25 protein-coding genes and 1 riboswitch are annotated in these 24,928 nt (G+C 38.1%); of the genes, 18 read left to right on the top strand and 7 right to left on the bottom strand.

What is annotated here, in order from left to right:
- Window positions 1–578 precede the first annotated feature (578 nt).
- From spxA to pepF, 4 genes are all read left to right on the top strand, one after another.
- Window positions 579–977 (top strand): transcriptional regulator SpxA, encoded by a 399-nt coding sequence (gene spxA / locus IGL70_RS11270; protein WP_002296384.1) that lies wholly within the window; start codon window positions 579–581, stop codon window positions 975–977.
- Window positions 978–1,308: 331 nt separating this feature from the next.
- Window positions 1,309–1,962 (top strand): adaptor protein MecA, encoded by a 654-nt coding sequence (locus IGL70_RS11265; protein WP_104873874.1) that lies wholly within the window; start codon window positions 1,309–1,311, stop codon window positions 1,960–1,962.
- Between the two features lie 226 nt (window positions 1,963–2,188).
- Window positions 2,189–3,187 (top strand): competence protein CoiA, encoded by a 999-nt coding sequence (locus tag IGL70_RS11260; protein ID WP_002307085.1) that lies wholly within the window; start codon window positions 2,189–2,191, stop codon window positions 3,185–3,187.
- Between the two features lie 175 nt (window positions 3,188–3,362).
- Complete coding sequence (gene pepF / locus IGL70_RS11255; RefSeq protein ID WP_104873875.1) at window positions 3,363–5,171, top strand: oligoendopeptidase F; 1,809 nt, start codon at window positions 3,363–3,365, stop codon at window positions 5,169–5,171.
- 78 nt (window positions 5,172–5,249) lie between these two features.
- Here the strand turns inward: pepF and IGL70_RS11250 are convergent, their stop codons facing one another.
- Both IGL70_RS11250 and IGL70_RS11245 read right to left on the bottom strand, forming a co-directional pair.
- Complete coding sequence (locus IGL70_RS11250; protein ID WP_002289850.1) at window positions 5,250–5,927, bottom strand: ClpXP adapter SpxH family protein; 678 nt, start codon at window positions 5,925–5,927, stop codon at window positions 5,250–5,252.
- Between the two features lie 117 nt (window positions 5,928–6,044).
- Entirely contained in the window at window positions 6,045–6,620 is a 576-nt protein-coding gene (locus tag IGL70_RS11245; RefSeq protein ID WP_002289849.1) for a CYTH domain-containing protein, read from the bottom strand.
- Window positions 6,621–6,750: 130 nt separating this feature from the next.
- Between IGL70_RS11245 and IGL70_RS11240 the strand changes: the two genes are divergently transcribed.
- From IGL70_RS11240 to mgtE, 4 genes are read left to right on the top strand one after another with little or no spacing between them, the layout of a single operon-like run.
- Window positions 6,751–7,455: a GTP pyrophosphokinase gene (locus tag IGL70_RS11240; protein ID WP_002289848.1), complete on the top strand. Its 705-nt coding sequence runs from the start codon at window positions 6,751–6,753 to the stop codon at window positions 7,453–7,455.
- Window positions 7,433–8,230, top strand: a complete 798-nt coding sequence (locus IGL70_RS11235) for an NAD kinase (RefSeq protein ID WP_002289847.1) — start codon at window positions 7,433–7,435, stop codon at window positions 8,228–8,230. Before IGL70_RS11240 ends, IGL70_RS11235 begins: the two co-directional genes overlap by 23 nt.
- A 1-nt stretch (window position 8,231) precedes the next feature.
- Window positions 8,232–9,131, top strand: coding sequence for an RluA family pseudouridine synthase (locus IGL70_RS11230; protein WP_010728074.1), 900 nt, complete (start codon window positions 8,232–8,234; stop codon window positions 9,129–9,131).
- A 17-nt stretch (window positions 9,132–9,148) separates the two neighbouring features.
- Window positions 9,149–10,510: a magnesium transporter gene (mgtE, locus tag IGL70_RS11225; protein WP_002294561.1), complete on the top strand. Its 1,362-nt coding sequence runs from the start codon at window positions 9,149–9,151 to the stop codon at window positions 10,508–10,510.
- A 61-nt stretch (window positions 10,511–10,571) separates the two neighbouring features.
- On the opposite strand, the gene IGL70_RS11220 is transcribed toward mgtE, so the two are convergent.
- Complete coding sequence (locus tag IGL70_RS11220; protein ID WP_002294560.1) at window positions 10,572–11,213, bottom strand: copper homeostasis protein CutC; 642 nt, start codon at window positions 11,211–11,213, stop codon at window positions 10,572–10,574.
- Between the two features lie 108 nt (window positions 11,214–11,321).
- Here IGL70_RS11220 and IGL70_RS11215 point away from each other — a divergent pair, with 108 nt between their 5' ends.
- The 5 genes from IGL70_RS11215 to IGL70_RS11195 all read left to right on the top strand — a co-directional run bounded on the left by IGL70_RS11215 (window position 11,322) and on the right by IGL70_RS11195 (window position 16,559).
- Complete coding sequence (locus IGL70_RS11215; protein WP_002294559.1) at window positions 11,322–12,188, top strand: methyltransferase domain-containing protein; 867 nt, start codon at window positions 11,322–11,324, stop codon at window positions 12,186–12,188.
- Between the two features lie 221 nt (window positions 12,189–12,409).
- Window positions 12,410–12,913 (top strand): tRNA (uridine(34)/cytosine(34)/5-carboxymethylaminomethyluridine(34)-2'-O)-methyltransferase TrmL, encoded by a 504-nt coding sequence (trmL, locus tag IGL70_RS11210; protein ID WP_002289592.1) that lies wholly within the window; start codon window positions 12,410–12,412, stop codon window positions 12,911–12,913.
- Window positions 12,914–12,961: 48 nt separating this feature from the next.
- Window positions 12,962–13,621 (top strand): histidine phosphatase family protein, encoded by a 660-nt coding sequence (locus IGL70_RS11205; RefSeq protein WP_002294557.1) that lies wholly within the window; start codon window positions 12,962–12,964, stop codon window positions 13,619–13,621.
- Between the two features lie 19 nt (window positions 13,622–13,640).
- A complete protein-coding gene (gene recD2, locus IGL70_RS11200; RefSeq protein WP_113792430.1) occupies window positions 13,641–16,229 on the top strand; it encodes an SF1B family DNA helicase RecD2 in 2,589 nt (862 codons plus the stop codon).
- A 102-nt stretch (window positions 16,230–16,331) separates the two neighbouring features.
- Complete coding sequence (locus IGL70_RS11195) at window positions 16,332–16,559, top strand: hypothetical protein (protein ID WP_002289596.1); 228 nt, start codon at window positions 16,332–16,334, stop codon at window positions 16,557–16,559.
- 109 nt (window positions 16,560–16,668) lie between these two features.
- Here the strand turns inward: IGL70_RS11195 and IGL70_RS11190 are convergent, their stop codons facing one another.
- Window positions 16,669–17,298, bottom strand: coding sequence for a response regulator transcription factor (locus IGL70_RS11190; protein WP_010726334.1), 630 nt, complete (start codon window positions 17,296–17,298; stop codon window positions 16,669–16,671).
- On the bottom strand, window positions 17,295–18,404 hold the full coding sequence (locus IGL70_RS11185; RefSeq protein WP_002317394.1) for a sensor histidine kinase: 1,110 nt from the start codon (window positions 18,402–18,404) through the stop codon (window positions 17,295–17,297). The genes IGL70_RS11190 and IGL70_RS11185 overlap by 4 nt, the downstream gene beginning before the upstream one ends.
- A gap of 86 nt (window positions 18,405–18,490) precedes the next feature.
- On the opposite strand from IGL70_RS11185, the gene IGL70_RS11180 reads away from it, so the two are divergent.
- The 3 genes from IGL70_RS11180 to IGL70_RS11170 are packed head-to-tail and all read left to right on the top strand — an operon-like array spanning window position 18,491 to window position 21,741.
- Entirely contained in the window at window positions 18,491–19,423 is a 933-nt protein-coding gene (locus tag IGL70_RS11180) for an ABC transporter ATP-binding protein (RefSeq protein WP_002324227.1), read from the top strand.
- A 13-nt stretch (window positions 19,424–19,436) separates the two neighbouring features.
- Window positions 19,437–20,582 carry an ABC transporter permease gene (locus IGL70_RS11175; protein WP_002294551.1) on the top strand — a complete coding sequence of 382 codons (1,146 nt, stop codon included), beginning with the start codon at window positions 19,437–19,439 and terminating at the stop codon, window positions 20,580–20,582.
- Window positions 20,569–21,741, top strand: a complete 1,173-nt coding sequence (locus IGL70_RS11170; RefSeq protein WP_104765620.1) for an ABC transporter permease — start codon at window positions 20,569–20,571, stop codon at window positions 21,739–21,741. The genes IGL70_RS11175 and IGL70_RS11170 overlap by 14 nt, the downstream gene beginning before the upstream one ends.
- Before the next feature lie 98 nt (window positions 21,742–21,839).
- Here IGL70_RS11170 and IGL70_RS11165 read toward each other — a convergent pair whose 3' ends face one another.
- Entirely contained in the window at window positions 21,840–22,805 is a 966-nt protein-coding gene (locus tag IGL70_RS11165; RefSeq protein WP_002318552.1) for a diacylglycerol/lipid kinase family protein, read from the bottom strand.
- Between the two features lie 537 nt (window positions 22,806–23,342).
- A riboswitch (PreQ1 riboswitch) is annotated at window positions 23,343–23,389 on the top strand.
- A 12-nt stretch (window positions 23,390–23,401) separates the two neighbouring features.
- Here IGL70_RS11165 and IGL70_RS11160 point away from each other — a divergent pair.
- Window positions 23,402–23,905, top strand: a complete 504-nt coding sequence (locus IGL70_RS11160) for a QueT transporter family protein (protein WP_002294548.1) — start codon at window positions 23,402–23,404, stop codon at window positions 23,903–23,905.
- A gap of 55 nt (window positions 23,906–23,960) precedes the next feature.
- Here the strand turns inward: IGL70_RS11160 and cbpA are convergent, their stop codons facing one another.
- Window positions 23,961–24,605, bottom strand: a complete 645-nt coding sequence (gene cbpA / locus IGL70_RS11155; protein ID WP_002294577.1) for a cyclic di-AMP binding protein CbpA — start codon at window positions 24,603–24,605, stop codon at window positions 23,961–23,963.
- A gap of 161 nt (window positions 24,606–24,766) precedes the next feature.
- On the opposite strand from cbpA, the gene rpmG reads away from it, so the two are divergent.
- A complete protein-coding gene (gene rpmG / locus IGL70_RS11150) occupies window positions 24,767–24,919 on the top strand; it encodes a 50S ribosomal protein L33 (protein ID WP_002294578.1) in 153 nt (50 codons plus the stop codon).
- Window positions 24,920–24,928: the final 9 nt, after the last annotated feature.

Below are 24,928 nucleotides of genomic sequence, written 5' to 3'. Positions count from 1 at the left end.
ATGAACAAATTAATCATTATGGTAGAAGTCGATTGATTTATTTTAATGCAATCTCTGTGGAATTTTCGAAAGATTTATTTTTTTAATACAGTCTCAATATAACTATTCAAACATAAAATAACGTTATTTGATTTATTTGTTTATAGTAAATTTTATTTAGTAATCATTGCTTTAAAATACTACGCTTATATAACAGAGAAAATAAGCGTTATGATAAAGAACAGTATTATTTAAAATGACAGAAAACATTACTATTAAAGAAATAAAAAACATAAAAAATCTTAAGAAATCGGTTTCATTTAGCTTTTGAGATAAAATAATAGTACAGTTTTATACGCTGTTTCATATGTTTAGAAAATTTGAATTAGATTTGAAAACTCTAATTTTTAAATGATAAAAAAAGCGAGAATGCTGGTTTTACTGTATATTAACCTTAGATAACTTTCATTTTTTTAAAAAAATTATGAAAAAAAGGTAGCTATTTAAAAGTTGATTATGTATAATAGAAACAGATGGGAGATTATTATGATCTTCTGTTACAAAAAAGTGATTCTTATCACGAAAAGGAGTGGTGCACGTTGTTAACATTATATACTTCCCCAAGTTGTACTTCCTGCAGAAAGGCTCGTGCGTGGTTGCAAGAACATCAGATTCCATTTGTTGAACGTAATATTTTTTCAGAACCATTGAACAGTTCTGAATTAAAAGCGATTTTACAAATGACAGAAGACGGAACAGAAGAAATCATCTCGACACGTTCCAAAGTATTCCAAAAACTGAACATGGATTTAGATGATCTGCCGTTACAAGAATTATTGGAACTTGTGCAAAACAATCCTGGATTGCTTCGCCGTCCAATCATGATTGATGATAAACGTCTGCAAGTTGGTTTTAATGAAGATGAAATTCGTCGGTTCCTACCGCGCGATGTACGACAATTAGAATTACGTCAAGCACAATTGATGGCTGGATTATAGAAGGATAATACGAAACTTGGAAAAGACTATTACAAAGATAGTTTTTCCAAGTTTTTTTGTTTTTACAAAAAGTATTCTTGATTAGATGTATAAAAAGGTAGTAGAAGATGATGATTGCACGAAAAATAGAGAGGAAAAATTAGCTGAAAAGTCGGCTATATAGTATTCGTCTGCCAAAAATGTTATAGTTAAATAAGATAGCTTGAAAGGTTGAAAAATCCGCTGGTTTTATTAAATTCACTTAACAGCGAGATTTTTTTTCTTTACATTTAAGCTGATTTCGCTACAATGAATCTATATTAAACATTGTGGCAAAGTGAGGTGTAGCAAAATGGAAATGGAACATATTAATGAAAATACGATCCGTGTACTAATTGGTCATGAAGATTTAGAGGAACGGGGCGTTTCATTTTTGGATTTACTTGGCAATCACAAAGAAATCGAAAATTTCTTTTATAGTATTTTGGAAGAAGTTGATATCGAAGAGGAGTTCCGAGGAAGCGAAGCTGTCACTTTCCAAGTTTTGCCAAAAGGAGACGGATTAGAACTGTTTATCAGTAAAAATCTTCCGGATGAAGAAATTTCTCAATCAGAAGATTCTACTGTTGATTCAGAAGATGTGAGTGACTTTCTTCGTCAGCAGATTATTGGCAGCGATCCGGATGAAGAATTATCTGGAAGCGCCCTAGAAGAACAGGAAAGACAAGCAACTTTTGCTTTTGAAGATTTTGAACAAGTGATCCAACTTGCAACAGATGTCGAACTAGAGTCTGCTTGGACTGATTTGTATTTATTCGAAGAGCGCTATTACCTAGTCGTTCACTTCTGGATGGAAAATCTCAACCAAGCGGATGTAGAGAATCAGATTGCTCGAATTTTGGAGTTTGCTGAAAAGAGCGATCGTACACCAGAAACATTGAATGAATATGGAAAATGTCTGATGGCACGTAATGCTATCGAGCGAACGAAATTTTATTTTGTATAAATCAGCATTATAGTAAGAGACTGTGACAAAAATTGTGTCGCAGTCTTTTTTTCGTATAAATAGTGTTCAAAAGCTTGCATCTGCGGTAACAAGCCCAACCAAACGAAAAATATTGGGAACTATTTTTGTTTAGCTGTTCTTATTACTTGATGCAGAATAGCTTTTTCACGCCCTCTTTTTTCGTGTAAATAAATTCTTAGACGTAAATAAGTTCAGAGGGAGAAAAATGCTGCTTGCAATGAATGAATATAATAAGTGCTGTTTTGCTAAACATGCAGAAAAAGGAAAGAAATATTATTGTCGTGGCTGTCGAAAAAGAGTGATTTTGAAAAAGGGAAAGAAAAAATGTGCTCATTTTGCCCATCAAAAATCAGATAACTGTTCGGTCTTTAGTGAAAGAGAATCAAAAGAGCACTTACAGTTAAAGGAATGCTTCATGAATTGGCTGGGACAGTCAGTAGAACCAGTATTTTTGGAAGCCTATTTGCCGAGGTTGCGGCAAAGGCCGGATATTTTGTTGGCGAATCTAGCAATAGAAATCCAATGTTCTAGACTGTCTCACCAGAGATTTATTGAAAGAACCCAAAATTATTTGAATAACAGTTACCAAGTATGGTGGATACTTGGTAATTCTTTTCTTGGACAATCGCAATTCTCATTGATAGAAAAAAGTTGCTGCTACTATAATAGAAAAAGAGGAGTGCATTGCTGGAAAGCTGATCTCAAGAAACAAAAGCTTTATTTGTATCATCATATTACAGAGACTGTATCAGGGCATATTTCCTTTTGCAGTAGCTGTTGGACTTTTTCTAGTAGGGACCTTAAAGAAATATTCACTAGTAACGAAATTAAAATGAACCAAATGAAAAAAATAGAAAAAGTGAGTGAAGATGGGAAGAAATGGCTGACACGCCAACTTATTCACAAGCAAAAGAATACAGTATCCATACAAGAACAATGCTACTTGCGTCATAAACATCTTTTGCATCTATCATCGTGGATCTATCAAAAAAGTCGGTTTTTCTTTTATTTACAAGAACAGGTTTTTCTTTATCGAATGTTGTACGAAGAAGCCTTGGAAAACCAGAAAGTTCCTGATTTCAACTCATGGCTTTGCCAAATAAAAGAACATAAAAGGGAATGGCTTTTTCCTATGATTGATGAAGAGATGGTCTATCAGCAGTTTTTTAACGAATGCATACACTTGTCTTCTTTGAAAAAATAGTAAGTATAAAAATAGGCTAGGAATCGGTTTTCTATGTAAAACAAGATTTAGTTATGCTAAAATTGATGGAAGCAGACACATGAATGAGTAGAAAAGTTAGATGCTGTGACATGTGGATGTTAGACTATGATCTATTTTGATAGATAGAGCTAAGGGAAGAAAAGGAGTGGATTTCATGGAAGTAAAGCAGTTGCCAAAACGAGAAGAATTGCCTGAAAATTTAACTTGGGACTTGACCAAGATCTTTTCAAGCGACCAAGAGTTTGATGAGAAATATTTGGAATTATCAGAAGAGTTAAAACAATCTGAAAAACACAAAGGAACACTTGATCAAGGCGCTTCTCAATTTTTAAATGCGATTGAATTCGTATTGAGGGTTTATCGCCAAACTGAAGTCATTTATGTATATGCGCACCTTAAAAACGATCAAGACACTGGAAATACAGATTACCAAGCGCTTTATGCAAGAGCAAGCAGTCTGTTTTCGAAAGTTAGTGAAGCCGTTTCCTGGTTTGAACCAGAAATATTGCAATTGTCAGATGACCAGATTTGGCAATATTTCAAAGAAGAACCAAAATTGGAAGTCTATCGCCATTATATCCAGCAAATAGTAGATAATCGAGCCCATGTCTTATCTGCTGAGCAGGAATCTCTTCTTGCTGGAGCAGGTGAAATCTTTGATGCTTCAAGTGATACATTTGCTGTTTTGAATAATGCAGATCTAGTTTTTCCAACGATTGAAGGAGAAAATGGTGAAATAGTCCAATTATCTCATGGCGTGTATGGTCAGTTGCTAGAAAGCACGGATCGAAGGGTACGCGAAGCAGCATTTAAGGGATTGTACAGTGTTTACGAACAATTTAGAAATACATTTGCTTCTACTTTAGGCACACATATAAAAGGACATAATTTTAAAGCGAAAGTCCGTAATTACAGCTCTGCCAGAGAAGCGTCTTTGAGCAATAATCATATTCCTGAAAGTGTATACGATACTTTGGTAGACGTGGTAAACAAGCATTTGCCTTTGTTACATCGATACATGGAATTACGGAAACGTTTATTAGAAGTGGAAAAACTGCACATGTATGATCTTTATACACCGGTCTTAGGGGAAGCTCCAATTACCTTTACGTACGAAGAAGCAAAAGAAAAAGCTTTAGAAGCACTGAAACCAATGGGTGAAGAATACATGGCCATCGTAGAAAAAGCATTCTCTGAACGTTGGATCGATGTTGTCGAAAATAAAGGGAAACGAAGCGGTGCTTATTCTTCGGGAAGCTATGACACAAATCCATATATTTTATTGAATTGGCATGATACGCTGGATCAGCTATTTACGCTTGTCCACGAAATGGGACATAGTGTTCATAGTTATTTCACTCGTTCGAACCAGCCTTATGTGTACGGCGACTACTCCATCTTTTTAGCAGAAATTGCTTCGACAACGAATGAAAATATCCTAACGGAGTATTTATTGGAAACAGAAAAAGACCCTCGTGTACGGGCTTATGTACTCAACCATTACTTGGATGGGTTTAAAGGAACAGTTTTCCGCCAGACACAATTCGCTGAATTCGAGCATTTCATGCATACGGAAGATGAAAAAGGTGTGCCATTGACTAGTGAATACCTAAGTGATAGTTATGGTAAATTGAATGCAAAATATTATGGTCCAGCAGTCGAAGAAGACCCAGAAATTAAATTCGAATGGTCACGGATACCGCATTTTTATTATAATTACTATGTTTTCCAATACTCGACTGGCTTTTCTGCTGCTTCAGCACTGGCGAAGAAAATACTAAACCAGGAACCAGAGGCACTAGAGAACTACTTGGCTTACCTAAAAGCAGGTAACAGCGATTATCCTGTGGAAGTAATGAAAAAAGCAGGAGTTGATATGACACAGGCTGCATATATCGAAGATGCAATTTCGATGTTTGAACAACGTCTAAATGAATTAGAAGAATTGATCGATCGTTTATAAGGCTTTCTATTTTTGATATTCTCGAATAGAAACGAAAAAAATACGTCGGCTCTCTTGTAAGGGAGTCGACGTATTTTTTTAATTAGAAAGCAAGTGTAAATGGCTAGTTCTTGAATGGAACTGAGAATCATTTGTATGTAAATGTTCACCATTAAAAACTTGATATGAGTTATCTGTTGTTTTACACAGCTCTGTGATTCTCCAAAGGCTACTTGTACCTTTTACTTCTACTAAAACACCAAAATCACGGTCGCAGGCATAATTGTAAACGACTGCAGAAGGGTGTTTTGTGATGCCCATTTCCCGAGCAATTTTTTGATCAGAAAAGAATACTTCTTTAACGAAGTCAGACTGCCGATCTTCTTTAAACATATTCAAATCGCCGCCGATTTCTTCAAATATGGATTCAGCAAGTTCTTGAGAATATGGTATGTCATTACAGCCGACTGCTTCTTGCAATTTGATCAAAAAACGGCGGCCTTTTTTCTTTCCTTGAAACTGCGCCGCTTTGCAGTCTAATGCTGCAGAATAAGTCATTGAGAATAAGTGATTACGTTCCTCAAGATTGTTCTGAGAAATTCCTTTTTGTTGCATGACATCCCCAATTGTCTGCAAATTGACCAAAGGAAGAAAGCGAAATTGCATCTTTTCTTTTGATGGTGTCCCGTACTCTTCTTCGATAAATTGTAATAACTGTTGTTCCATTTCGAAACAGTATTCCCCTAAAGGATTAACAAATAAATAGATTTCGATCATATGAATCTCCCCCAAAATAGATTCTATACAACTAGTGACTAGATTCTTTCACATCCTATAACTTAACAGAAAAAAGTAAAAAAATGAACTCAAGTGCCTTGTGAAAATGAAAGGTTTCTAATTTTTAGCTTCAAGCATACGTTGGATCTTGTTTTTAGCAGGACGATAAGGTAAAGAAAAACGTTTTAAAAAATTTATAAAAGCAATTTTTCCCACAGATGCATCCCCTACCTCTAGTTCCAGTTCAAAATCGTGTAGATTGTCTCCCCAGCTTTCATCAATAGCTAAAAGTCCTTCTTCAATAGGGAATTCAGCCCGTTTTGTTGTAAGCTTTCCGGTTTGGATTAATGAAGCAGGATCGATATTCAAATCAGAAAGTTTTTGAAAAACTGCGCCTGAACGAGGCAGACGTTTTTCGAAGATAAATGCTTCTGCTTCTTCTGTTATAAAGGTATCCGTTGTTTCGAGACGCCCTTTTTCAGCAGGTGTTTTTAATGTATATTCAGCTTGATGACCAACGAAACGGATCCGTAGGCCACAATTTTGTTTCTTCAGCTGTTCATCAACGGTATCGAAATAAATATTAGTCTGTACACGGAAATCTTTATCTGTTAATTGATAGTGAGCGATGAATATCTCGTACTCTTGCTTTGTCAGCATAGATTTATATTCGATTTCAAGCATTTGTGTCATTTGATCGACTCCTTTTTGTCTATTTTGCCTAATTTTCTTTTTTTGGTCAATGCATAAATCAAGAGTACGAAAAAACTTTGCATATATGGTAGAATAAACAATGAATGTTAATGAAGTAGAGGTATCAGCTATGGAACGAGATTGGGAAGCATTTTTAGCACCATATGAACAAACTGTATCAGAATTGAAAGTGAAACTGCGGGGGATCCGCAAACAGTTCCGTGAACAAAATCGACATGTCCCGATTGAATTTGTCACTGGGAGAGTCAAGCCAGTCGATAGTATTGTAACAAAATCACAATTACGGCATATTCCAATGGGACGTTTAGAAGAAGAAATGTCTGATATTGCCGGGTTAAGGATCATGTGTCAGTTTGTAGAAGATATCCATCAAGTTGTTGAGATCATCCGTAAAAGAAAAGACATGAAAGTTCTCCAAGAACGAGATTACATCACAAATAAAAAAGCAAGTGGCTACCGTTCTTATCATCTGGTGATCGAGTATCCTGTACAGCTGATCAGCGGTGAGAAGAAAATTTTGGCGGAAATCCAGATTCGGACTCTTGCGATGAATTTCTGGGCAACGATTGAGCATTCGCTGAATTATAAATATCAAGGCGTTTTTCCAGAAGAAATGAGTGAACGACTTCAGCGTGCGGCAGAAGCTGCCTATCAGTTGGATGAAGAGATGTCCAGTATCCGTGAAGAAATCCAAGAAGCACAGCGGTTATTCTCCCATGGAAGAGGAAAATCAGATGATGTCTACTATCGAACGCTTTTGAAGAAAGAAAGCGAAAGAGAGGAGGCAGGGGATGAAAGTAGCGATCGTTCATAATAAAGAAGCAAAGACTATAGAAGTGACAGAACGGTTGAACGCACTTTTAGAACAAGCAGGGATTCAACGAGATGATCATGAGCCAGAATTAGTCATCTCAGTCGGCGGAGACGGCACATTATTGTCGGCGTTCCATCACTACAGTCATTGTCTGAATGATGTGCGTTTCTTGGGCGTGCATACAGGTCATTTAGGGTTTTACACGGATTGGCGGGATTACGAGCTGGAAGAACTAGTAGACAGCTTACGAACGAATCGGGAACAAAGTGTTAGTTATCCCTTGCTGGATGTTCGGATCAGTTATTTGGATGAAACACCGGACCAGCATTTTTTAGCACTGAATGAATCAACGATTAAACGGGCCAATCGTACGATGGTAGCCGATGTATACATCAAAAACGAGCTGTTTGAAAGTTTTAGAGGAGATGGATTGACGATTTCTACGCCTACTGGTTCGACAGCATATAATAAAAGTGTCGGCGGTGCTGTGATCCATCCTAGTATCAATGCCTTTCAGTTGGCAGAGATTGCTTCACTGAATAATCGAGTGTTTCGTACTTTGGGTTCTCCGATCGTGATTGCCCATGATGAATGGCTAGAAATAAAATTGGAAAATACAGAAGATTATCTTGTAACGGTTGATCAATTGAATGTCGCAAAAGCAAATATCCGCTCAATTTATTATCGAATAGCAGAAGAACGGATCCATTTTGCTTCTTATCGACATATGCATTTTTGGCATCGTGTGAAAGATGCCTTTATTAGTGAGGATTGATATGCAGTTTACATGGGATTATGAGAAAGATCATTCTCAGCAAGTAAAATATTTTTTAAAAGAAAAAGGGATCTCAAAGGGTCTGTTAGCGAAAATAAAATTTCAAGGCGGTCAAATCAAAGTTAATGATCAAGTAGAAAATGTCTTGTTTTCTCTAGCTAAGGATGATAAGGTAACCATTGTGATTCCTGCTGAAGGAGAACATGAAACCGTACTTTTGGATGAAACACCGATCGATATCGTGTATGAAGATGAACACGTTCTGGTAGTAAATAAACCAGCAGGCGTTTCGTCTATTCCTGCCCAATACCATCCAAATGGGACAATGGCTAATCGTGTAAAGGCTTATTATAAAAAAAAAGGTTACGAAAACCAAGTAATCCATGTGGTGACGCGACTAGATCGGGATACATCTGGTTTGATGCTTTTTGCAAAGCATGGATTTGCGCACGCAAAATTAGATATGCAACTTCGTGAAAAGAAGTTTGTGAAAAAATATCAGGCCTTAGTCAGTGGAAGGCTTTCAGATTTATCGGCACATGGACATATCGATTTGCCGATCGCCCGAGATTATTCTTCGCTATTGAAGCGAATGGTCTCTGATGAAGGACGTTCGGCACAGACTGAGTACTGGATAGAGAAGCGACTAACAGAAATCGCGTTAGTTGATATCCAGCTGCATACAGGAAGGACACATCAAATAAGAGTTCATTTTTCCGCAATTGGCTGTGCCCTGCTCGGTGATGATATGTATGGCGGGCGAATGGATCTGGGAATAAAAAGACAAGCCCTTCATTGTTATGATCTGCGTTTTTACCATCCATTTACAGAAGAGTTGCTGGAGTTCAAGCAGCCTTTAGCCGCAGACATGGAGGCAGTTGTGAGACGGTTTGAAGAATAAGGCGAGGTGAGATTGGTTTGGATGAAAATCAAGAATTAGAGGAAAGATTTGCCCAGTTGACTCAAGATTTAAGGGAAAATAATATTCAGGCATTCAGAAACAGTTTTTTAGAGATGCATATCTATGAGCAGGGGCAATTCTACCAATCTCTTACAGAAGAGAACAGACAGCTGATCTATTCCTATCTGTCGCCTAAAGAATTAGCGGATATGTTCGATGTGATTGAAGAAGACAACGAACATATGAAAGAATACCTAGATGAAATGCGTCCTAGCTATGCAGCTGATATGCTTTCTGAGATGTATACAGATAATGCTGTTGACTTGCTTAATACGCTGGATAAAAAGCAAATTGCTAAATATTTAAGTTTGATGTCGGCAGACGATGCCAGTGAAATCAAGGAACTTCTCCATTACGAGGATGAAACAGCTGGCGCGATCATGACAACTGAATTTGTTTCGATCGTAGCCAATCAAACTGTTCGCTCTGCGATGTACGTGCTGAAGAACGAAGCAGATGTAGCTGAAACAATCTATTACATCTATGTCGTTAATCAAGAAGGTCAGCTAGTAGGGGTTATTTCTCTGCGCGACCTAATCGTGAATGATGACGACGCAATGATTTCTGATCTGATGAGCGAACGAGTGCTTTCAGTTCATGTAGGCGACGACCAAGAAGATGTGGCACAAACATTTAGGGATTATGACTTCTTAGCTCTTCCTGTTACCGATTATGATGATCATTTGTTAGGAATCGTCACAGTCGATGATATCATCGACGTTATTGATGATGAAGCTGCTAGCGATTATTCAGGACTTGCCGGGGTCAATGTGGAAGAAATTAATGAAAATCCAGTAAAGGCAGCGTCTCGACGTTTGCCTTGGCTGATCACTCTGTTGTTTTTAGGTATGTCGACCGCTTCTTTAATCAGTCACTATGAAGACTTGGTAAGTGAAGCGAGTATTTTAGCAGTCTTCATTTCGCTGATTACAGGAACTGCCGGTAATGCTGGAACCCAGTCGCTAGCTGTGGCTGTTCGTCGACTTGCGATTTCTGATGAGAAAGATCATGGATTTGTTCGACTTGTTTTGGCTGAAGTCTTGACCGGCGTTGTCACAGGAGCTGTTACGGGGATCACGATTTTTCTAATCGTAGGTTTTTGGAAACATAATTTTATCTTGGGGTTTGTCATAGGGATGGCTATGCTATTTGCAATCACAGTGGCGAATCTTGCAGGTAGTTTAATCCCGATGCTAATGGATCGTCTAGGATTTGATCCAGCAGTAGCAAGCGGCCCCTTTATCACGACTTTGAGCGATTTGACGAGTGTACTGATTTATTTCAATATTGCTTCTTTATTTATGGGCTATTTTATGTAAAAAAACAAAAACATTTGCAATAAGCATTATGCCTGTTGCAAATGTTTTTTTGTTTATAAGATTATAACTGAAGATCCACGATTTTGGTTCCGTGTACTTCGCTTACGTTCAATTCTTTAGCTACATGTGCTGCATTCTCTGCAGTGACACCACCACCAGGCAAAATGATTAAGCGGCCATCTGTATAGGCAATCAATTCTTTAAGCCGTGGGAAATTTTCTACAATAGTTTTGTCAGCAGGACCGCCATGAGTCAAGATACGGTCAACACCATGTTCTACCAGCCAATCGATTGCTTCGAATTGCCGATCTTCAGGAATACTGTCAAAAGCCATATGGAAGGTGATCTGCAACCCTTCTGCTGTTTCGATCAATAGTTCCAAGGCCTCTTCGTCTAGCCAGCCTGAAGGAGTAAGACAACCAAATACTACGCCATCCGTCCCTAATTTCTTTGCTTCAATCAAATCAGTATGCATGATTTTCAATTCGATATCGTTATAGACGAAGTCGCCCCCTCTAGGACGAATAATCGTCATTACGGGGATATCTTTTTCCCCAGCATAACTTAACGTTTCTTCGATCACACCAGTACTCGGGGTTGTGCCACCGACCGCTAAGTTGTCACACAATTCGATCCGATCGGCTCCTCTAGCAATTGCTAGAGGAATAGATGTGTAGTTTTCAGCGCAAAATTCTTTGATCATCTAATCTTCTCCTTTATCTTTCACTTTCTTCTAGGCATTGTATCATATTTTTAGCAGTTGCCAAAGTGAGCATCTAACGGTAAGATAAAACAGAAATGAGGGGGAAGTATGTTAAAAAAAATTGACCGAGGACGCCAGTTTTTGGCAGAAAATCATCAGCTGTTCCGCTGTCCGGTTTGCCAAGAAGAAGTAAAAAAGTCTGATAATGGCTTGATATGCAAAAATAATCACCGTTTTGACCTTTCCAAAAAAGGAACACTTTATTTTTTATCCCATGCGGTTAAAACAGAATACGATCAAGGAATGTTCGTTCCAAGGCGTAGAATGATCCAATCTGGCATGTATCAGCCCGTTATTGAGACTATTGCGCAGCATTTACCTGAAGAAGTCTCGCTATTAGATGTTGGCTGCGGAGAAGGTAGCTTCTTGAATGAACTTTCAAAATTGAAAAAGATTCAAAATGCTGTTGGATTTGATATTTCAAAAGAAGGAGTCTACGCAGCTACAGAACAATCTGCCGAAGCATTTTGGTGTGTAGCTGATTTGACCAATTTGCCGTTTGCTGATCAAACATTCAACGCGGTTTTAAATATCTTTTCGCCTTCTCATTACCAAGAATTCCAACGTGTACTCTCAGAAGATGGAGAAGTGTTGAAGGTGGTGCCACAAGAAAATTATTTAAAGGAACTACGTCAGGCTTTTTATCCGAATCAACCTGAAAAACAGAGTTATTCCAATGAACGTGTAGTAGCTAAGTTTGCTGAAGCAATGAAATTAACTGAACGTCAGCGTGTAACCTATGAATTTGAGATACCAGAGGAAAATCAAAAAGATCTTTTGGCCATGTCACCTTTAGAATGGCAGGTAGAAGAGCGAATCAAAGCAGACTTATATAAGAATCCTTTGAAGAAGATTACAATTGACATAGAATTATTAAAAGGAACTAAGAGAAAGCGTTTTTCTAGCAGTTTTTAATGAGTAGAGGTTGCAAAAAAAAGTTGAGGGTGTTATATTAGCAACAAGTTGTTTTTTCATTGGTTTTTATCAGGTTCCTGTTCTGATAAAAGTTAGTGAGAAGAGCTTCACTAACGTAACGACTCGCAGTGACTGACACCGAGTTGATACGTTTTTTTTTTATGCAAAAATCAAATTGTCAGAAAATAGAAACGAACATAAATATGAGAGGAATGATCCTGATGAATCATATCGTTTTATTTGAACCATTAATCCCTGCAAACACTGGAAATATTGCCCGTACGTGTGCAGCCACGAATACTCCGCTTCATTTAATCGAGCCACTAGGTTTTTCAACTGATGACAAACATCTAAAACGGGCAGGGTTGGATTATTGGAATGATGTAAATATTACTTACCACAGTAATTTAGAAGCTTTTTTAACATTTTTAGGTAATCGTAAACTACATTTGATCTCAAAATTTGCCCATAAAGTATATAGTGACGAAAATTTTGCTGATGGAGAAGAGCACTTCTTTTTATTTGGAAAAGAAACAACCGGTTTGCCAGAAACATTTATGCGTGAAAACGAAGAAAAGTGTTTACGCATCCCTATGAATGATGAGCATGTCCGCTCATTGAATTTATCGAATACAGCTGCAATGATAGTGTATGAAGCACTTCGCCAGCAAGGATTCCCTAATTTAGAATTGACGCATCACTATGAAAATGACAAGCTGGATTAGACAGTTTATTATAGAGTAAAATAAAAGAAAGACAGGAGAGTGCTGCGTATGGAACTATATTTTACCCGACATGGGAAGACACAATGGAATCAGGAAAGACGTTTTCAAGGGAGCAATGGCGATTCTCCGCTTTTGCCACAAAGTTACGAAGAAATCAAAGCATTTGGGAAAAAGGTAAAATATGTTCCTTTTAAAGCAATTTATTCCAGTACAGCAAAGCGAGCACGTGATACAGCAGAAGGTATCAACAAAGAGCTTGCTCGTCCGGTAGAGATTTTTTATACAGATAAGCTAAGAGAACTAGGGCTGGGTACTTTAGAAGGTCAGTCGATCGATGAAATGTACCAGAAATATCCGGATAATCTGCCGAATTTGCGTAATCATTTAGATCTGTATGATCCTTCTCCTTTTCACGGAGAAACGATTGAATCGGCAATCACACGTATCGAAACTGTTGTAGCAGATGCGGTTGCCCAACATAAAGATGGCCCACTTTTATTCGTAGGACATGGAGCTTCTTTAACTGCAGCTATTCAATGGATGACAGGAAAAGAGCTAAGTGAGTTGCGTGAAATGGGTGGATTGTTCAATAGTAGTTTGACGATTTTAGAGACTGAAGAGCCTTGCAGATTATTGCCATATGAACTGAAAGTATGGAACCAAACAGATTTTTTAGGAACTGAAACAGCACCAGAACCTTTACTATAGAAGAAGGAGGCGGCTTCCGATGCAGCCAGAAGAAATGCCTTATTTCGTTGGTACAGTTGCCGCGATTTTTTTTCAAAATCCTAGTAATTTTTACAAAGTGCTTTTGGTACACATCAGTGAAACCACAGCTGATTACCGTGAAAAAGAGATTGTAGTCACCGGAAGTTTCGGCGATATTCAAGAAAATGAGACTTATCGTTTTTATGGAGAATTAGTGGATCATCCTAAATACGGAAGGCAGCTTAAACTCGAAAGATATGAGCAAGAAAAGCCAACAACTGCAAATGGGATCGTAGCGTATCTTTCCAGCGAAAAATTCCCAGGAATCGGGAAGAAAACAGCAGAAAAAATTGTAGAATTGCTGGGAGAAGATGCTATCGAAAAAATCATTGCTGATCCTTCGGTATTAAAACAAATCTCCGGTTTGACGAAGCCAAAAAGAGAAATGCTTGCTGAGACGATTCGGCTAAACCACGGGATGGATCAAGTGATCATGGGACTGAATCGTTACGGGTTCGGTAGTCAGTTAGCTTTCAGTATCTACCAGGCCTATAAGAACGAGTCTTTGGATATCATCGAAGAAAATCCGTACCAGCTAGTCGAAGACATAGAAGGAATCGGGTTCAAACGTGCAGATAATCTAGCCGAACAAATCGGTATTGCAGCAGATTCACCGAGAAGAATTCGAGCAGCTATCTTGCATCAGATTTTTCAGCATGCAGTTCAAACAGGAGATACATACGTACCGGCGGAGACATTGCTTCAGCAAACGATCCGTATTTTAGAAACAAGTCGCCCAATTGAAATCCAGCCTGATCAGGTTGCTACTGTAATTATCCAACTTGTTGAAGAAGGAAAGATACAACAAGAAGAGACTAATCTTTACGAAAACAGTTTGTACTTTTCTGAATGGGGGATCGGTAATTCGATCCAGCGCCTTCTCAGTCGTAAAAAAGAAATCCATTATCCTGAAAAAGAAGTGCAGAAGAATATTCGGCGTATCGAAAAAATATTCGGCATACAGTATGGACCTTCGCAAGAACAAGCTATCGCTGAAGCAATCCGTTCCCCTCTATTTATTTTAACAGGAGGACCAGGTACGGGGAAAACTACTGTGATCAACGGAATCGTCAATCTTTTTGCAGAGTTGAACGGACTGGAATTGGATCCTTCAAAATATACCCAAGAAATTTTTCCTATTCTACTTGCAGCACCAACTGGCCGAGCAGCTAAACGAATGAACGAAACGACAGGTCTGCCTGCCAGTACGATCCATCGTCTTCTGGGGCTGAATGGACGGGAAAAAACACCTTCAGTCAGTACGAAAGAATTAGAAGGCGGACTTTTGATTGTTGATGAGATGTCTATGGTCGATACATGGCTGGCTAACACATTATTCAAAGCGATTCCGACGAATATGCAAGTTATCTTAGTAGGAGACAAAGATCAGCTTCCCTCTGTCGGTCCTGGTCAAGTACTCCATGATCTTTTGGAAATCGAACAAATTCCCAAAATGGAACTCAATCAGATTTATCGGCAAGGTGATGGTTCTAGTATTATTCCTCTTGCCCATGAGATCAAAGAAGGACGTCTGCCAAAAGATTTCACAAAGAATCAAAAAGATCGTTCCTATTTCCGAAGTGATGCTTATCAAATTGAACCCTTGATCTCTAAAATTGTGGAAAAAGCGAAAAATAAGGGATTCCGTGCACAAGATATCCAAGTATTAGCACCAATGTATCGGGGACCTGCAGGGATCGATGCGTTAAATAAAATGATGCAGGAGATATTCAATCCAGGGAAACCTGGAAAAAAGGAAGTACATTGGAACGACACCGTTTATCGGATAGGAGACAAAGTCCTCCAATTAGTCAATACTCCCGAATTGAATGTATTCAATGGAGATATGGGAGAAATCACGGGTATCATCTTGGCAAAAGATTCTGAAGATAAAGTGGATGAATTAGTTATCCAGTTTGATGCAAATGAGGTCACTTATAAAAGAAACGAATGGAATAAAATCACTCTTTCTTATTGTTGCTCAATCCATAAATCACAAGGCAGTGAATTCAAGATGGTTATTTTGCCCATGGTCCATCAATATCAGCGAATGCTTCAGCGTAATTTGCTCTACACGGCAGTGACCCGCAGTAAGGAACTGTTGATTTTGTTAGGGGAAGAGCAAGCCTATGTCACTTGTGTAGCGAATGAATCAGCAAGCCGGATGACTACGTTGAAATCAAGGATCATAGATAATGATAAAATGAATATCACTCTCCGGACCAAACTAGCAGCTTATGAAGATTCTTTGGTCGGAAATGATCCATTTGAAGATGGGAACTATACAAAAGAGCCACGGGTTGTAAAAGAAAAGCTACCTGTAGAAGATGACAGTGGGACGAATGAATCGAAAAAACAAGTAACGGAAACAGTGGAACCAGATCTGTTTTCTTCATTTGTTGGAGAAGAAAAGAAAGAAGAGGTAGAACCTGCTGTTTCTAAAGATTTCGTTCTTACAGCAGAAGTGATCGATAACCAGTTAGTAGATCCGATGATTGGTATGGAAAACAGTTCTCCCTACGATTTTATACCGGCAAAAAATGCTTGATTTTAAAGATGAGAAATAGCTAAAAATGATCGTTGGTTAGCGTTTTCTTTTGTTTTTTCAGTGTGATATGCTAAGCTGAAATCAAAAGGGGGGCGTTACTTTATGGCTAAAGAAACCGAAGATAAATTAGCGAAATTAGCAAAAGAATCTGGCAATGACTTTAAAAAGTTAGATGAGATGGAAAAAGAATTCAAATTGAATGAAAGTCCTGATGTAGAACGAGACGATCGTGAAGAATCAAAACTAGAAAAAACGTTAGACAAGGCGCCTATTTTTCCGCCTAACACGCCGAACAATCCAACGAATCCTGGCAGCCCTGCGAATCCTTGATTCTTTCAATCGTGAGGAAATGGTTTGCGGGACAATTGAATAGAAGATGTGAAAAAAACCTGAATGATGCGAAGGAGCATCATTCAGGTTTTTTTGTGTTAGATAAGACTTATTGCAAATGCTGATAAAAATAGATAGCCAATTGCGTGCGATCCCGTAAATCTAGCTTTTCTAGTAATTGGCTGATGTAATTGCGAACAGTGCCGTCACTCAAGTACAAGGCATCTGCAATTTCTTTATTGTTTTTCCCGGCAGCTACTTCTTTGATGATTGCAAGCTCACGTTCACTAAAAGAAGCATAAGCATGACTATCAATCGTCGGTTTATTCTTCAACATTTGAGTGAAAGTCTCGATGATTTCATTACCAAATACGGCCTGTCCATTATAAGCGGATTTGACAGAAGGAATAATCGCTTGCAAGTTCTGTTTGATTAAATACCCTTTGACACCGATGGAAAATGCTTCGCGGATGTATTCTTCATCTTTGAATGTCGTCAAAAGCAAAAGGATGGCTTTGGGAAATTTAGCCAAAATTTCTTTGGCAGCATCGATGCCCGTTTGTTTAGGCATGCGGATGTCCGTCAGCAAAACATCGGGACGATGGGTTTCGTATAAGACTAGCGCATCCTTGGCACAATGACCAATGCCTAACACACGGATCTCTTTCGTGCTTTCTAAAATGGTTTGTAACGATTTCGTCACAAATGGATCATCATCAATAATGACTACTGTTATCATTGGTGTCCCTCCCTTGGTAAAATGATCGTTAACTGAAATTGCTGGTTTTCTTGGAAAATATGGACTTGTCCCTTTTGTTCTTGAACACGTTGACGCATCGTTTTCAAACCAATACCGGGAGCAGAATTTTTTTGTGGGCTGGTGCCATCATTCGTGATTTGCAAGCGATAAAAGGCCGGCAACGTTCGAAAATGTAAAACAACGGTTTTGGCATGACTATGTTTGATACTGTTGGTTAAGGCTTCTTTGATGACCATTAAGAAGCAGTTTTGCTGCGTTTCATTCAATCCTTCAAACAAGTTTCCTTCAATCGTAACAGAAGAAGGAAAATCAGCGATCAGAAACTCTAAGGAGTGTTGAAAAGAGATCGATGTCTCATGGAGGTCATGGACACTTTGACGAATCCGATCCATCCCAGTGTGAACGGTGGCACTTAAATTTTCTAATGGTTCTTTTAGTTTTGGTTCTTGATTGATCATTTCAAGCGCACCAATTTGTAAAATCGCACTTGACAGCAGATGACCGACATTGTCATGGATGTCTCGGGCAATTCGGTTCCGTTCTTCCACAATTTGCAAGGCTAATTGTGTTTCTTGTGACAGGGCCAATGCTTTATTTTGTTCCGATAACTCTTGTTGTTTTTCCCAATGAGTATCTTTGGAGACAATGTACTTTTTCTCAAGATCGGTCGTTCGTTGATCTTTTTTTCGTAAGTAAAAGGAAAAAAACAGCAAAATTACGACAAAGGCGACCTTGATGGGGGGATGATTACCAACCGTCGAAATCAACAAAAAACCTAACAAAAACAAGTAATCAAGGTGGCTTTCTTCAGGGGCGATCACTCGCATCGTCGCTGGCAGAAACAGGACAAGATCAGGTAAAAAGGCACATAAAAGAAATAGAATAACTTGGAAAATCCAATTTGGCTTTGTAGGCAGTAAATAACTGACACCAGTGAATAAAACGGCGATCAATAAATAGATAACTTGCATAGCAACGAATCCTTGACTTACCAGCAAAAGCAATGAGATAACCAGTAGAAAGCTAGTTTCGTTGAGTAGCCGAGATTTATGCATAGCAGACTCCTTCATTGTGACAAATGTCATGTGTGGTTTAGCCAATCGTCACTAGTTTCTTTTCTTGCACTTTATTATAGTCAGATCAACAAGAAATTTGGAAGGAGTTTTTCATGATGATTATCGAAATTGATAAATTAGTCAAACGCTATGGAGATTTTGTAGCATTGAATCATTTTGATCTGCAAGTACAAGAAGGAGAAGTCTTAGGTCTGTTAGGACCAAACGGCAGTGGGAAATCGACTGCCATCAACTGTATGCTTTCTTTGTTAAATTATGACAAAGGAACCATTAAATTGTTCGGGACAACAATGACTCCTGAAAATTATGCTGTCAAGGCAATGATTGGGGTCGTTCCTCAAGACGTTGCGGTCTTTGACGAACTAAGTGTGCAAGAAAATATCGATTATTTTTGCGGTTTATATGTTTCCGAAAAAGAGAAAAGGAAAGCCTTGATTGAAGAGGTGATTCAATTAGTGGGATTAGAAAAATATGTTTCGTTTCGTCCAGGAGAACTTAGTGGTGGCTTGAAACGTCGGTTGAACATCGCATGTGGGATTGCCCACAAGCCGCGGTTAATTTTTTTAGATGAGCCGACAGTAGCTGTAGACCCCCAAAGTCGGAATAAAATTTTAGAAAGTATCAAGGAGCTGAATCGACAAGGAGCAACCATTGTCTATACAACACATTACATGGAAGAAGTAGAAATTCTTTGCGACCAGATCGTGATCATGGATCAAGGACAGGTGATTGCTAAAGGAACCAAAGAATCTCTAAAAGATATGGTACGGACGGCGGATCGTTTGACGATCGACATCCCATTACTCCCAGAAAACGTGTTGTCAGCGATTCAGCGAACAATAGCTTCTGATGGAATCGCTTATAAAAAAGGTCAGCTCCAAGTAACAACTACTGAACTAAATACAGTATTGTTGCCGATTCTTACAATCTTACAAGAAGAAAAGATCAGTTACGGAAAAATAGCAACCAAAGAAGCGTCCTTGAATGATGTCTTTTTAGAGATTACTGGCAAGGATTTGAGAGACTAGAGGAGGGGAAATAATGTTTTGGCATTTTTATAAATATCGCACAAAAATACTGCTGCGAAATAAATCCATGTTGTTTTGGACATTGGCCTTTCCAATTCTTTTAGGATTGATGTTTATGGCGGCCTTTGGCGAGATTGATCAAGGTGGCAATCTCGAAACGATTAATACTGGAATTGTAATCAAAGCGGATCAAACAGCGCTTTCGGAAAATTTTACCACAGTCTTAGAACAAGTCGAAGTCAATGATAAACCATTATTTGAAGTACAGGAACTATCGGAAGTAGAAGCGAATGAAAAGCTAAATGCAGATGATTTGGCTGGTTTTTATCTCATTGATGGTTCATCTGTTTCGCTCCATGTGGGTCAAGCAGGAATGAGTCAGACGTTGATGAAAAACGTCATGGATCAATTTTTACAGCGTATTGGTATAATTTCGAGTAAAGTGGCAGAAGTGGAGAACGTTGATCTCGCGCCCATCATGACTGTTTTTGAACAAGAAGTATCTTTTCAAGAAGTTCATGCAGGTCGTAATATGAGTTTCAAAAGTTTTTATTTCTTCACTCTGATTGGAATGGCGATTCTCTACGGGACGATGTGGGGGGTCCGCAATGTACAGGATCAGCAAGCAAATCAATCGTCAAATGGTATTCGCTTGTCCTTGATTCCTAGAAAGCAATCGTTAGTTTCAATCGCTAATTTGGCAGCAAGCTTTACGATTGTTTTGACAGAGATTTATATTATGTTAGCTGTCTTTCGTTTTATCTATCAAGTAGACTTTGGTGAACGTTGGCAATGGTTGATGATTGTTACCGCTCTGGGGTCGTTGTGTGCGATTTTGTTAGGTACATTGGTTGGTAATTTGATACCAAAAATGAATCTGGTGCAAAAGGATAGCATCTTGATTTCAGTGACGATTGCGATGAGCTTTTTTGCTGGTATGATGGGGTCGGAACAAGTGAAGTATTGGATTGATCTTCATATTCCGATTGTTGGTCAATTAAATCTCGTCAACTTGATCAGCGAAAGTTTGTATAAACTTTATTTCTACACTGATTTGGCTAGTTTTTATACCAATCTTCTATGGTTGATCGGATTTATTTTCCTTTTTGCGTTAGGAAATGCTTGGATGGAAAGAGGGGTGCGTTATGACGCTTTATAAAACGATTTGGACATTGCTTAAAGCAAATAAATCGAATTTACTGATAGGTGTAATTATCACTGTTGTTGCCACATTCTTTTTTGCGCAAAATATTGATGTTGAAAATACCTCTCTGCAAGATGCGAAAATCGCCTTGATTAGTGAAGAAGAGTCGCCTGTAGTCGATGGCCTTCGTAAATATTTGAATGACAAGGAAACAGTCGTTACATTGGATGGAACCTCACAAAAAGAAATCGATGATGCTCTTTATTTTAATCGTGTAAACATTATCTTACATCTGCCTGCAGACTTTACCGAACAAGTCGAAGTAGGAAAGATGCCGACGATCAAGATACAGAGTCGCCCAGATGCCTTTTCTAAAACAGTTGTTACACAGCAAGTGAACACCTTTTTGCAAACACTGATTCTGTTTCAAGAAGAAGATAAAACAATCGATGCAGCTATGGAACAGACACAAATGGCACTCTCGGTTACTGGAGAAGTTGAGCTAAGTGCGGGATATAGTCAGCGGATGAAAAAGCTGTTGACGGGCACAACCTTTAATTTCTTGTCTTATGGGTTGTTTCTATCCATTTTTAGCGGTTTCAGCGTCATCAATCTAGCGTTTAATCGCAAAGAGATCAGTAAACGAAACCAGAGTGCGCCCATTACCAAACGAAACTTGAATCGCAAAGTAACCTTTAGTTTGATTAGTTACTCGCTGCTGTTGTTCAGTGGCTTCTTACTTCTAATGGTTCTGTTAGTGATCCACACCTCGTGGGATATAACGGTATGGTATCATATTTTAAATACTTTCTTGTTTTTATTGCCGGTCATTAGCTTTTCGGCTTGTATCACTTCATTGGTAAAAAACTCAGAAACCAGCAGTGGGATCAAAGATATTTTTATCACAGGCAGTTGCTTTATCGGTGGGGTGTTTGTACCAGCAGAATACTTGCCAGAAATGGTTAGCAAAATAGCGGCATTCACACCAACATATTGGTTTGTTCAAAATAATAACTTGATCAGTGAAACACTCAGTTACAATCAAACATTTGCAGAATCTTTTTGGTTCAATGGTTGTGTCTTAGTTGCTTTTGCTGCGGTGTTTTCAATGATCCAATTTATTTTGGGTAAAGAAAGAAACTATCGATGGCAACCCAATTGGGCAAAGAATTAACTGCATAGTAAAAAAAGGACTGTGACAAAAGTCGTGTCACAGTCCTTTTTTCCGAATAAACGGTGTTCCAGATGTAGCTTCTGACAAAACCTCTTTTATTAACACCAAAACAACTGTTTAGTTGTGGTTATTGTGATATCAAAAGGTCGTTTTTCCATTTCTTCTCCATCTTCTTGACCATGTTGCGGTGTTGTTGAAACGATACGTAATCTGTTTGTTGTGTAGTGATGGAAATATTTCGATTTCAATTGTTTTTTCTGTATAAGTAAAAGAATGAGCCACAAGATTTTAAAGAAATTGATTCGTTCGACCACGACAAAATCAATGACTGGTTTAGACGCATCAGCAGTTGGAACAATCGCGATTCCTCCGCCAAAAAAAGGATGCTTCGTTGCTGTACATAAAAATGCGTTTGAAAAACTTAATTGTTTTCCTCCTGCATCTACCAGAATTGGAAATCCTTTTTGAGTGAATAAAGCACGGAGAATAGAGAATAAATACGAAAATGATCCTAAGTTGTATTTGTTCAATCGCTTTTTTGTGGAAGAATGATTTGTCGCATGGACGATAGCTGCATCTAATCCTATACCGAAATTATTAACAGCTATTCCTTTTTTTTCACTTATTTTTTCTTCATAAGCCATTATGTGGACTTTTTCTGGTGATTGAGCTGCTAAAATCAGCTGAAGTCCTTTTTTGGGATTTTTTGGAAGGCCTGCCCCTCGAGCAAAATCATTTCCAGAACCTGCTGGAATATAAGCAACTGGGAATTCTACTTCCATCTGATAGAAAGTATCAAGTACCTGATGTAAGGTGCCGTCACCTCCTACGATGATCAAAAGGGGGAAAATATCGATTGTTTTCTGTTCTTCTTCTATCCAAGGAATCAATGTTTCTTTTGCCAAAGTTTCAGCAATCTCAGCATCGTGTCCTTTGTATTCACTATAATGAAGTGTATAGTCAATATGCTTATTTTTTAATACCGGTAAAATTCTTTCTGCTACTTTATAGCCATTTCCGCTGCCTGCCGATGGATTGATCAATATATGATAATGGAATTTCATAATTTCCTCCTGCTATTCAATAAAACAAGATATTTTAATACTCCTGTTTGCTGGTTAACCAATAATTAGCAAGCTTTTTCTATTTTTTGAATGAAAGAAACTTGTTTTTTCAAAAAAATCTGTTACAAAATTAATTCTTGGTTATTATAGCAGAAGTCTAGGAAAATGAAAAAGGTCCGAAGACCGAAAAACACAAAAAAGCCTAGCAAGCGCATGATCCATTACTTACGTAAGGAGAAGTTCCAAGGTTCGGCATGTCCACTTAGATCTTCAGCTGCTTGCTAGACCGTTCTCTAGTAAGAGGTTGCTCAAATTCCCACATCCTTTTTTATTTATTTAAGTTTCACAACAATTCTGTTCTTGCAGATCCTACTTCGTCTGCTTTACTGGGAATTCTTATGACCCCTTACACTTACTTTATACCATATCCCACGATTTTTAGCAAACGTTTACATTATTTAAGCTTTTGCTTTTTTAAAAGCAGATAAGACGGATTGAAATAAATGAAAAGTCTGTTATAATTATTGTTTGTTTCACATAACCGCGGTTCATCAACCATCCCGCGTTAAAAAAACTAGGAGAAAAGAGGAGAGAAAATGCAAAAAACGAAAAGCAGACAACGGTTATCCGTAATCGTTGTAAATGGCATCATCATGGCTCTTTATCTAGCGTTAACTATTTTAGTTGCGCCTGTATCCTCAGGGCCGATCCAGTTTCGTATTTCAGAAAGTTTGAATCATTTAGTTGTCTTTAACCGTAAATTGCTTTGGGGAGTTTTAGGCGGGGTCATCGTCTATAATGCCTTCTTTGGTTTTGGTATCATGGATGTGGTTTTTGGTGGCGGCCAAACATTGCTTTCTTTAGGCCTGACAGCTTTATTGCAAAACAAAGTGAAAAATGTAAAGATGCGTTTAGTATTGAACACGATCTTCTTTACCATCAGCATGGGACTGATTGCTTATATGTTAGTTCCAACAGGTGGCCAAGCATTTTGGACAACCTATGGCACGCTTGCATTAAGTGAGTTTATCGTCATGGCTGTTTCAGCACCATTGATGTATTATTTAGATCGCGCGCTTGATTTTGAAAAGCGTGTCTAATTATAAAAAGCGAAAAAAGAAAGCAGATTAGCTGTTTTCTTTTTTCGCTTTTTGATTATGCTTCTTGGTTTTGCAAATTTTCAATTTCTACCACTTTATAATTCTTTTTCTCTAAGTGGTTGACGATCGTTTCACATACTTTCGCTTCAGTGTTAGCCGGTAGCGTGATCAATGTACGTCGAATGTATTCGTCTTTTTCGATATCAAGAGTAATACAGCTGGCAATGCTGCTGTGTTTTGAAATGATTTTTGCAATAGCAGCCAAATCTCCTTGCTTTCCTGTGGAAGCAATTGTCAGTACATAGCTTCCTTGTTCTACGCTCCAAGATTGAGAGAGCATATTAAGCAACGTACTATGTGTCAAAATACCATAAAAATGATTTTCACTGTCAAGGACAGCAATATAAGGAAGCTCTTTGATCGTAAAGAATACTTTGAAGAAAGAAGTATCCAGGTAAATGAACTTTGTAGCGTTTTTCAAAAGATGAGTGACAGGAAGCGTCATATCACCGCCATTTGCTTTATGACGATAGATATGCATTTTGTAAATGTTTCCACGGAAAATATTACCTGAAGAATCTAAGATCGGCACACAACGGTATCCGGAAGTTTCTAAAATTTTTAATGCTTCTTCTAATGTACTAGTCTCTGTAACGGTTGTCAGATCTTTTTTCTTATATACAAGTGTTTTTAATAGCATCGCTATACCTCCAATTGTCTCATTTTAGCTTAATTTCAAATTAATCATATCATAATTTTATCCAAAACAATAGATAGTTTATTTCACAAATTGACAAGTAAAAAGTTACGTGATACTGTTATGAAGTATAAGTCTGATTCTCAGCAAGGGGGCAGAAGTAAATGGCAAAGAAAAAAGCAGCACTCGCTTGTTCCGTTTGTGGGTCTCGCAACTACACAAAATCAGTCAGTGAAGGAAAAAGCGGCGAACGTTTGGAAATCAATAAGTTTTGTAAATATTGTAATCAATATACATTACATAAAGAAACGAAATAAACAGTAGCA

This window comes from Enterococcus sp. DIV0901a, from assembly GCF_051711525.1.
GTDB classification, from domain to species: domain Bacteria; phylum Bacillota; class Bacilli; order Lactobacillales; family Enterococcaceae; genus Enterococcus_B; species Enterococcus_B faecium.
Note: the sequence above shows the minus strand (reverse complement) of the source record. Positions and strands in the feature narration are given on the sequence as shown.